General features: G+C 64.5%; 13 protein-coding genes. 6 read left to right on the forward strand and 7 right to left on the reverse strand.

Going from position 1 to position 8156, the window contains the following annotated elements; genetic code table 11:
- Positions 1–30: 30 nt before the first annotated feature.
- The 7 genes from AAIO73_RS10920 to AAIO73_RS10950 form a co-directional block, all read right to left on the reverse strand.
- Positions 31–360 carry a hypothetical protein gene (locus tag AAIO73_RS10920; protein ID WP_345878009.1) on the reverse strand — a complete coding sequence of 110 codons (330 nt, stop codon included), beginning with the start codon at positions 358–360 and terminating at the stop codon, positions 31–33.
- 260 nt (positions 361–620) lie between these two features.
- Positions 621–1760, reverse strand: coding sequence for a DNA polymerase III subunit beta (gene dnaN, locus AAIO73_RS10925; RefSeq protein WP_345878010.1), 1140 nt, complete (start codon positions 1758–1760; stop codon positions 621–623).
- Entirely contained in the window at positions 1757–2293 is a 537-nt protein-coding gene (locus AAIO73_RS10930; protein ID WP_345878012.1) for a hypothetical protein, read from the reverse strand. Before AAIO73_RS10930 ends, dnaN begins: the two co-directional genes overlap by 4 nt.
- Positions 2290–2580, reverse strand: a complete 291-nt coding sequence (locus tag AAIO73_RS10935; protein ID WP_345878013.1) for a hypothetical protein — start codon at positions 2578–2580, stop codon at positions 2290–2292. The genes AAIO73_RS10930 and AAIO73_RS10935 overlap by 4 nt, the downstream gene beginning before the upstream one ends.
- Entirely contained in the window at positions 2577–3050 is a 474-nt protein-coding gene (locus AAIO73_RS10940; RefSeq protein ID WP_345878015.1) for a hypothetical protein, read from the reverse strand. Before AAIO73_RS10940 ends, AAIO73_RS10935 begins: the two co-directional genes overlap by 4 nt.
- Positions 3047–3241: a hypothetical protein gene (locus AAIO73_RS10945; RefSeq protein WP_345878016.1), complete on the reverse strand. Its 195-nt coding sequence runs from the start codon at positions 3239–3241 to the stop codon at positions 3047–3049. Before AAIO73_RS10945 ends, AAIO73_RS10940 begins: the two co-directional genes overlap by 4 nt.
- On the reverse strand, positions 3238–3426 hold the full coding sequence (locus AAIO73_RS10950) for a hypothetical protein (protein WP_345878017.1): 189 nt from the start codon (positions 3424–3426) through the stop codon (positions 3238–3240). The genes AAIO73_RS10945 and AAIO73_RS10950 overlap by 4 nt, the downstream gene beginning before the upstream one ends.
- Before the next feature lie 48 nt (positions 3427–3474).
- On the opposite strand from AAIO73_RS10950, the gene AAIO73_RS10955 reads away from it, so the two are divergent.
- From AAIO73_RS10955 to AAIO73_RS10980, 6 genes are all read left to right on the forward strand, one after another.
- On the forward strand, positions 3475–4134 hold the full coding sequence (locus AAIO73_RS10955; RefSeq protein WP_345878019.1) for a LexA family protein: 660 nt from the start codon (positions 3475–3477) through the stop codon (positions 4132–4134).
- Positions 4135–4488: 354 nt separating this feature from the next.
- Positions 4489–4767: a hypothetical protein gene (locus AAIO73_RS10960; protein ID WP_345878021.1), complete on the forward strand. Its 279-nt coding sequence runs from the start codon at positions 4489–4491 to the stop codon at positions 4765–4767.
- Positions 4764–4907 (forward strand): hypothetical protein, encoded by a 144-nt coding sequence (locus AAIO73_RS10965; protein ID WP_345878023.1) that lies wholly within the window; start codon positions 4764–4766, stop codon positions 4905–4907. Before AAIO73_RS10960 ends, AAIO73_RS10965 begins: the two co-directional genes overlap by 4 nt.
- Positions 4900–5487 carry an HD domain-containing protein gene (locus AAIO73_RS10970; protein ID WP_345878025.1) on the forward strand — a complete coding sequence of 196 codons (588 nt, stop codon included), beginning with the start codon at positions 4900–4902 and terminating at the stop codon, positions 5485–5487. Before AAIO73_RS10965 ends, AAIO73_RS10970 begins: the two co-directional genes overlap by 8 nt.
- A 112-nt stretch (positions 5488–5599) precedes the next feature.
- On the forward strand, positions 5600–6244 hold the full coding sequence (locus AAIO73_RS10975; protein ID WP_345878027.1) for a hypothetical protein: 645 nt from the start codon (positions 5600–5602) through the stop codon (positions 6242–6244).
- On the forward strand, positions 6244–8025 hold the full coding sequence (locus AAIO73_RS10980; RefSeq protein WP_345878029.1) for a DNA cytosine methyltransferase: 1782 nt from the start codon (positions 6244–6246) through the stop codon (positions 8023–8025). Before AAIO73_RS10975 ends, AAIO73_RS10980 begins: the two co-directional genes overlap by 1 nt.
- The last annotated feature ends 131 nt before the right edge of the window (positions 8026–8156 follow it).

An 8156-nucleotide genomic window follows, 5' to 3' on the forward strand; every position in this document is an offset into this window, starting at 1 on the left:
CCCTGTTCGCGCAGATGCGCGGGGTTGATGTCAGGCGAGCAGCGCCTTGAACTGGGCGAGTTTCTCTTCGGCCGCCGTTGCGCGGGCTTCCGCCGCCTCCGCGCGTTCGGTCAGTGCGACGAGTTCCGCCGATTGATCGGGGCGATCGTCAAAGGCTGCGCGGAGGTGATCAAGCAAAGCCGGCACGCCGATCGTGCAAAGGTCGACCGTCACTACATTTGATGCCGGCAGCGCGATTTCGCGGTCGATCAATTCGGCAGCAGCCTGACCGATAGAAATGCCTTTGGACTTGGCCAATTCCTCGACCTTCCGAATGGCGTTCTGCGCGGCGGCAGGAAGCTGGATCGATTTTGCGGGCATCGGTGCGGGTTCCTTGCTGATAGCGGGCGCAACCGGCGCCGACGAAGAGTTTGGGGGGACTGGGGGTTCCCAGTCGGCAGGACGCGGTCGCCCATCGCGGCAATAGGGGCATAGGCCGCCGACCAAGCGAGGCATCCACCATTCGCATTCGTCGCACTCGCCAGCGACGCCGACAGCCATCGGTTGCGACGCCGCAGCAATGCCACGGGCGATCCGATCCGCTTCGATCTGCGTTGCAAAATCGACGACATCGGACATGGTCAGACCGCCATCGGCATGATGACGAACGTCGCGGGCGAATTCTCGCGGTCACGCCACAACACCGGCCCCTTGGGATCGGTAAATGTCGCCTCGACCTCGATCGAGGTCAGGTGCCCCAAGATTTCGAGAAGGTACCGGGAATTGAAGCCGATCGTCAGCGGTGCTGCCGACCAGTCGCACGGAATTTCTTCATCGGCAGTGCCATGCTCGGCGCTGGACACTGACAACGCGACAGCGTCGGCGCGGATGCTCATCTTCACCGCGCGAACCTTGTCGCTTGATACCGTCGTCACCCGGTTGATGGCAGCGATCAGGGTTTCCCGATCGACCTTCAGCAAACCATCGTAATGCGTGGGGATAACCCGCGTATAATCGGGAAACGTACCGTCGATGACCTTCGCCTGCAGGGTCGTTTCCCCTATCTCGAACGCCACGGCCGACGAACAGGCACGAACGGTCACTTGCCCTTCGTGGCGTCCGAGCAGGGTCACCAGAACCTTGACGGTTTTCGTCGGTATGATGATGTCCGGTAGCGTTTTGGCCCCATCGGGCAACGCTACGACGCCGCGAGCGAGGCGATGCCCGTCGGTCGCCGCGAACCGCAAATCCGCCCCGCCGGCCGTGTGAACAAGCACACCGCCGAGGTAATAGCGCGTCTCATCCGAAGACACGGCGAACGCTACGGTCGAGAAAGCCGCCGCCAGATTGAAGGCCGGTATCTCGAACTCCGCGTCCCACACCTTCTCCGGAGCCGCTGGGAAATCGTCTGCGGGCAACGTCGGCAACGTGAAGCGCGACCGGCCGGCACTGACCGTCAGCTTTCCATCCGCAAGCGCCAGGCGCACCGGGTCGCTGACCGTCAGCTTGTCGGCAATCTTGGCCAGCGTCCCGGCATGAACGGTGATCCGCATCGGATCGGCTACGCCATCGAGCGTGACGTGGCGTTCGGCCCAGCTGTCGAGATCGGTCCCGCTCAACACCAACGCCGTAGGCGTTACCGTCATCAGCACGTTCGACAGCAACGGAATCGTCGTGCGCTTCTCTACGATATCGCCAACGTCCTTCAGCCCTGCGCGCAAGCTGGGCGCGTCGATTTCAAACGACCGCGTCACGGTCGCGCCAGATGCCTTCTTCGTCATGCTGCAATTCCCGTGATATGGCCGGTCGCCACGATGATGATGCGGCGCTGCGTTGGCGCCGCCACTTTCTGGACGCGGATCAGATGCGCCGCCGCCATCGAGACCAGCGCGTCCCGCACTTGCTCGACAGTCAGACCCGAACGAACCGCCAATTGTCGATCGGTTGGACAGGGCCGACCGTGATGCGCAAAGCGTGTGAGCACCGGCAGCAGCGCGTCCGTGGTCGCGGCCTCATCCAACGTCAGGTCAACCGGCGCCAGCGCCAGAGTCGCCCGAACCGGACGGGTCAGGGCTGTAGGTGCGGCAGTTCGATGCGCGGTGTAGTTGAAAAAGCTGGCATCCAGCGTCGATCGCTTCTGCGACAGCGTCACCAGCCCCCGGTCGGCCAGTTGGCGCATATGCTTGCCCGCGCGACACCCCGCCGGCAGGAACTGGCGCGAAGCATAGACGAACCGATCGCCCGGACGTGCGACTTCCATCCATGCGTCGATCCGCGCCGGGTCCGCGACCATTCCAGGGGCTTCGTCAATCACGCTGCCTGCCGCATCGTCCGCGCAGGCACCGGATCGCCCCAACGACCGCGAGCTTGCGACGACCAGTCTCGCACCAGCACCGCATGGCCGGTGGCGCACGCGATCGCGAAGCGTTCGTCGGCACCGGGGATCAATTCCCCGGTGATTAGGCGATCAAGCCGCCCCGCATCCAGCCCGGCTGCGCCTAGCGCACGAGTCGCCCGCGCGGCCGTCGTGCCTGTCAGGAACGCCGCCAGACGCCGCGCCCCTTCGTTCGGCACCTGCGCTGGCAGGTACAGCTTTGTCATGCGTCCTCTCCCACGATAAGCGCCAGTTCGGCATCCATCTGCATTGCGACCGCGACCAATTGGCGGACCTCTTCGCGCGCCTTGCGCGCTTCGGCCGCACACAGCCGCCCGTCCGCCAGTCCAAGGCACAGCGCAGCAGTCAGTTCGCTGCTCTCTCGCGACTGCGACGCCAGCAGCGACAGCAGGTCAGCACCCGCCGCGACGGAAGCCGGCACCATGACCACCGCCGCGCCGGCCTCTACGGCCAGATGCCGGGTGACGATCGGATCGCCGACCACCGCTTCAAGGTCGCGGATGACATCGATCGGTGCGAAACGGTCGCCATCGGCCGGTGAAAGCGACGCATATTGTGCCAGCGCCGTCTTGCCCGTCCGACAAAAGTCGGCCGCCGCTTCCAGCTTGCCGATCCGCTCGATCAATTCGCCGGTACGGATTTTGAGCATCCGTCCGCGCACTACGGGACTGGTCATTTGCCGCCCCCGAAGTCGCTGGAAAAATCGGCGGACGTTCCAGATGCGGAATGATCAGGCGCACGATACGAAAAGCCATCATGCAGCCCGATCCGATCCGTATTGCACCAGTCGCGCCGCTTGCGCCGGGTTTCTATGACGGCAATCGGTCCAACGACCGCCGCGATCAGCAGTACGACCGCAGCGTTCATGCTGGCACCTGTTCGGCGACGTGGCCGGTCTCGAAGTCGACGGACTTGCCCGCCGCCTCAGCGGCCAGCCTCAGATGATCGGCGCGGGACGGGGTCATACCGATGCGCCGCCAGCTATGGACCGTCGAGGTCGGCAGCTTCAGCAGCTTGGCGACGGCGGTCGTTCCGTCCAAACCCGCGAGCACGCGGCATGTGATTTCAGGGGAAACCGTGTCCATGCCCGCAATAATGCGATGATCGCACTTCTACCGCAAGTGGAAATTTGCGATAATGGCATTTGCGATCTTCGCAACCATCCGCTTCATAGAACGATGGTCAGTATCCACCTTCCGGGCGAACTTCGCGAACTGATGAAGCGCCATGGCAAGCGCAACATCGACCTTGCGAACCTCCTGAACATCGACCCGACAGCGGTCTCTAAGATACTGACCGGGAAGCGCGTGCTGAAGGCACAGGAGGCGGCTGCAATCCATGACTGGCTGGGGACGGCCGTCACAATCGATGCGCCGATCGCAACACCGATCCCCATCATTGGGCAGGTAAGCGGCGGAAATTGGCGGGAAGCGATCCAGCAGCCCATCGGCCACCTTCCGTCACCCGACCCCTCTATCCCAAAGGGCGCATTCGCACTCCGGGTGGTTGGCGACTCGATGGATCGTTACGTGGAAGATGGGGGGACTGTTGTTGTCGACCCGAGCGACAGAGCACTGTTCCCAGGCCGCTTTTACGTCGTGCTGAATGACGAGGGCGAGACGACATTCAAGCAGTTCGCTACCGACCCCGCGCGCCTTGTCCCCTGCTCCAACAACAAGGCGCACGTCGAGATCACGATCGGTGACGGCACCGCATTCTCGATCGTCGGCCGCGTCATCTGGCGCGCCTCGCGCATGTAGCGGTGACCACTGCGTCGTAATCCCACAAAACCTGTACATCGCCCGGAACGGTGATGAAGAGCTGACCGCGTTCGTCGCGCGACGCCAGATCGGCAGCCTCTAAATCGAGGCAGGCCTCATTGTACCGCTCCCGCCATGGGCCGACTGGGCGATCAAAACACCTCGCGCGATACGACGGCACGGCGAACATCGCCTTCCCCTTCTTTCCGTAACCTGTGCTACAAAACTGGAACAGAAAAAGAACGATATCAATCCGGAATCAGCAAATTGCTATCATCGCATTTTCTCGATTGACGCGGGCAATGCGATGATCGCATTATGGCCCCTGCCGGATGCACCGGCCGGAGTTGCCGAATGCAAACCCCATTCATCACGGACCTGTACGCCACCGCGCGCACGCTGACCGGCGTCGGCGTTCCCAACGCCGCACTCGCGATCCGCTACCTCGACCACAACGGCGTGCAGGTTGGCACGTCGCTCGTTAGCGCCGCCGACCTTGCCGAACAGGCCCGCGCCATGCTGGCCGTGGCGGAGGCCGCCATCCTTTGCGCGGCCGGCGCTGATGGCGCCGCCCCCATCATCCACCACCACTTCCCGATCATGCGCGACGTTCGCGTGGCGGACGCCGCGTGATCGCGCTCGCCTGCCACGCGCTGTTCGCCAGCGCCTTCGTCGTCGCGGTCGGATCGATCGCCGCGACGGTCATCCCCCAGCGTCACCGCATCGCCCGCATTCTGCGGCGCGGCCCGGAATGGAGCGTCCAACATGTCTGATTCTCGCATCAAAACCGCGACCGGTCCGACGATCCTGTTGGGCAGCGGCCACTATCTCGACTTCCTCGATCCGGCCGGCAGTCGGTTCACGTTGCTCGATATCGCGCGCGGGTTGGGCAACGCCTGCCGGTTCGCCGGACAGTGCGACCGCTTCTATTCGGTCGCCGAGCATTCATGGCACGCCAGTTGGCTCGTCCCTCAACCCTTGGCTTTCGCCGCGCTCATGCACGACGCGACCGAGGCGTTCATCGGCGACATGACGCGCCCGCTGAAATCGCTGATGCCGGCCTACAAACAGATCGAACAGGACATCGCGAACATCATCGCGCACCGGTTCCTGTTGGGCGATCAGTGCGAACACCCGCTGGTCAAGCGCGCCGATCTGCAACTGCTTGCGGCCGAGCAACAGGAGATGATGCCGCCCCATGACGACACTTGGTCGTGCTTGGAAGGCATCACCGTGCCGGCGATCGACTGGAAACACTGGTCGCCCGTCGATGCGGCCAACAACTGGCTATCGCGCGCCGAGAGTCTGATCGGCCGTTTCCCCGGGCACGACGTGGAAGACCTGCTGTCGTGACCCGCCGCCCCGCCGTCCGCCGCCCCAGCCTGTGGCGCATCCTCATCGCGGTCCTGTCGCTGGCGCTGCTCACGACCCTGACCGCCGCCCTCTCGATCCTGCGAGGCAACCAGTGACCGACACCACCGAAGCGCCCCTGTCGCGCACCCCCGCCCAATTCTTTTTCGAAACAGGCTATTTCGCCGCCTATGCCGACGTTGCCTTTCGTCGCAACGGCCAGTTGCTCACCGATGCAGTGATCGAGCGGGCGTGGGCCGTTGCGCGCGAGGGTCATCCTGACCACGCCGAGTTCGACCGCTACCTGTCGTCCGCCAACAGCGCCGACGCCCGGTTGGCTGAAGCCGAGGCCACGTATCGCGCCTTCGACGAAGCCAACCGCGAAGCGGACGGATCACGCGAAGGGCTGGCCATGGGGGCGCAATCCTTGCGGATGTACGCCGCGGACCTGTTCCCCGCCAACCGTGCCGGACAGGTTCACTTCGCCCGCGTGCTAATGGACTCGGTCGCATCCGTGATCGAAGCCGCCCTGAATGCCAAGCCGCCCGCACAGGGCCGACCGGTCATGGACTGCACCGGGATCAATCTGGTCGAAGTGACCGCAGCCGATCGCGCCGAACTGGAACGCGGCCTGTTCACGCAAGGCTTCCCCGCCGACCGCGCGAAAGAGATCGCGCAGGATCAAGACTCGAACGACGGCGCATTACAGATGCTTGCCCGTCACCGCCTCGCCACGCTCGCTTTGGCCGAGGTCAACTGATGCCCCCCCTCATCATAGACAACTTCGCGGGCGGCGGCGGCGCGTCGACCGGGCTGGAAGCCGCGTTCGGCCGATCGGTCGACGTGGCCGTGAACCACGACGAAGCGGCGGTGGCGGTCCATGCTGCCAACCATCCGCACACCAAACACCTATGCCAGTCGATTATGTCGATCGATCCGCTCGACGCTACCGGCGGCGCGCCCGTGCTGCTCACGTGGTTCTCCCCCGACTGCAAGCATCACAGCAAGGCGAAGGGCGGAAAGCCGCGCGACAAGAACATCCGCGACCTGGCGCACATCGTGCCGCACTGGATCGACCGCCTGAAGCGCGCGACGCCCGGCGGCAGCGGGGCGCCGATGGTCATCATGTTGGAGAACGTCGAAGAGTTCCGCCAGTGGGGGCCGCTCGACGCCGAAGGCAAGCCGATCAAGGAACGGCAGGGCGAGGAGTTCAAGCTCTGGGTCGCCCGCATCCGGCGGCAGGGGTACAAGGTTGAATGGCGCGAACTGGTCGCCGCCGACTATGACGGCGAAGTCCTGCCGGCCGCGCCGACCAGTCGCAAGCGGTTGTTCCTCATCGCCCGCCGTGACGGCCGCCCGATCGTCTGGCCGACACCGACGCGCGGCAGGGCCGGATCGCCGGACGTGGAAGCGGGCAAGCTGCTACCGCGCCGCACGGCGGCCGAGTGCATCGACTGGTCGATCGAGTGCCCCTCGATCTTCGATCGCACCCGCGACCTGAAGCCTGCGACGTGCCGCCGCATCGCCGCAGGCGTGATGCGCTACGTCGTGAAAAGCGCGCGGCCGTTCATCGTGCCGGTGACGAATACAACGTGGAACCCTGACCGTGCATGGTCTGCGGACGAACCGTTGCGGACCATCACGACGGCGAAAGGTGGAGAGTTCGCGGCGGTCGTCCCGCACGTCATGACGATGCGGAACGCGGGCAAGCCGCACACCGCGATCGACGAACCGACGCACACCATCACTGCCGGCGGCGCGCATCAGAATCTGGTCGCGGCGAACATGCTTCGCCTGCGTCGGCATTCGGTCGGCGACGACGCCCGGGCGCCGCTCGGCACCATAACTTGTAGCGGGCATCATGGCGTCGTCGCTGGGACGTTGGTCAGCACCGATAATACCAGCACCCGCGCAACACGCGCGTTCGACGTGCAGGATCCTCTGCGCACCATCACTAGCAGCGGCGGTGGTTTCGCCCAGGTCGCTGCCTTCATGGCCCAGCACAACACCGAACGCGTCGGCGTCAAAGCTGGCCGATCGCTGACGCTTCCAGCCAGCACCAGCACCGGCACCGGCACGCAACAGCAACTGGTTCAAACGGTCCTCATCGATGCGGACGCCTTGCCGGCCGACATGTTCGATCGCGCCGTTCAGACCGCCGCCTTTCTCGTGAAATACTACGGTAACGAGGAAGAGGGGCAGGCCATCGACCGGCCGCTCGGCACGGTCACGACGCGCAACCGCTTCGCCGTGGTGACGGTGACGATCGACGCCGCGACCTATGTGCTGGTCGACATCGGTATGCGGATGCTGACCCCGCGCGAACTGGCCACAGCGCAGGGCTTCCCAGCGAGCTACATCCTCGATCCAACGTGCTGGTACCTCACCGACAACGGCAACCGGCGCTACGGTCCGCTCCCGAAGTCGCATCAGATCGCCAAGATCGGCAACTCGGTCTGCCCGAACATGTCCGAGGTGCTGGCCCGCGCCAACCTTCCCGAACACTGCACCGGCTATGTGCCGGCAACGGAGGCCGCATGACCCCCACGAACGAAGCGCCGGTGACGGTGGAGCAATGCGATATTGATCGCGCGGCGAGGTGCTTTACAATCGAAGGCAGAGACGGCGACAGGCTACGCGAACACTTTGCTGACCAATTCGCCCGCCACCGC

Source organism: Sphingomonas epibiotica (assembly GCF_039615155.1).
Lineage (GTDB): Bacteria > Pseudomonadota > Alphaproteobacteria > Sphingomonadales > Sphingomonadaceae > Sphingomonas.

Bases quoted from the DNA above. Each gene is read 5' to 3' on its own strand.
- AAIO73_RS10935 (WP_345878013.1), bottom strand. From the start codon at position 2,580: ATGACAAAGCTGTACCTGCCAGCGCAGGTGCCGAACGAAGGGGCGCGG.
- AAIO73_RS10920 (WP_345878009.1), bottom strand. From the start codon at position 360: ATGCCCGCAAAATCGATCCAGCTTCCTGCCGCCGCGCAGAACGCCATT.
- dnaN (WP_345878010.1), bottom strand. From the start codon at position 1,760: ATGACGAAGAAGGCATCTGGCGCGACCGTGACGCGGTCGTTTGAAATC.
- AAIO73_RS10970 (WP_345878025.1), top strand. From the start codon at position 4,900: ATGTCTGATTCTCGCATCAAAACCGCGACCGGTCCGACGATCCTGTTG.
- AAIO73_RS10955 (WP_345878019.1), top strand. From the start codon at position 3,475: ATGATCGCACTTCTACCGCAAGTGGAAATTTGCGATAATGGCATTTGC.
- AAIO73_RS10960 (WP_345878021.1), top strand. From the start codon at position 4,489: ATGCAAACCCCATTCATCACGGACCTGTACGCCACCGCGCGCACGCTG.
- AAIO73_RS10945 (WP_345878016.1), bottom strand. From the start codon at position 3,241: ATGAACGCTGCGGTCGTACTGCTGATCGCGGCGGTCGTTGGACCGATT.
- AAIO73_RS10940 (WP_345878015.1), bottom strand. From the start codon at position 3,050: ATGACCAGTCCCGTAGTGCGCGGACGGATGCTCAAAATCCGTACCGGC.
- AAIO73_RS10980 (WP_345878029.1), top strand. From the start codon at position 6,244: ATGCCCCCCCTCATCATAGACAACTTCGCGGGCGGCGGCGGCGCGTCG.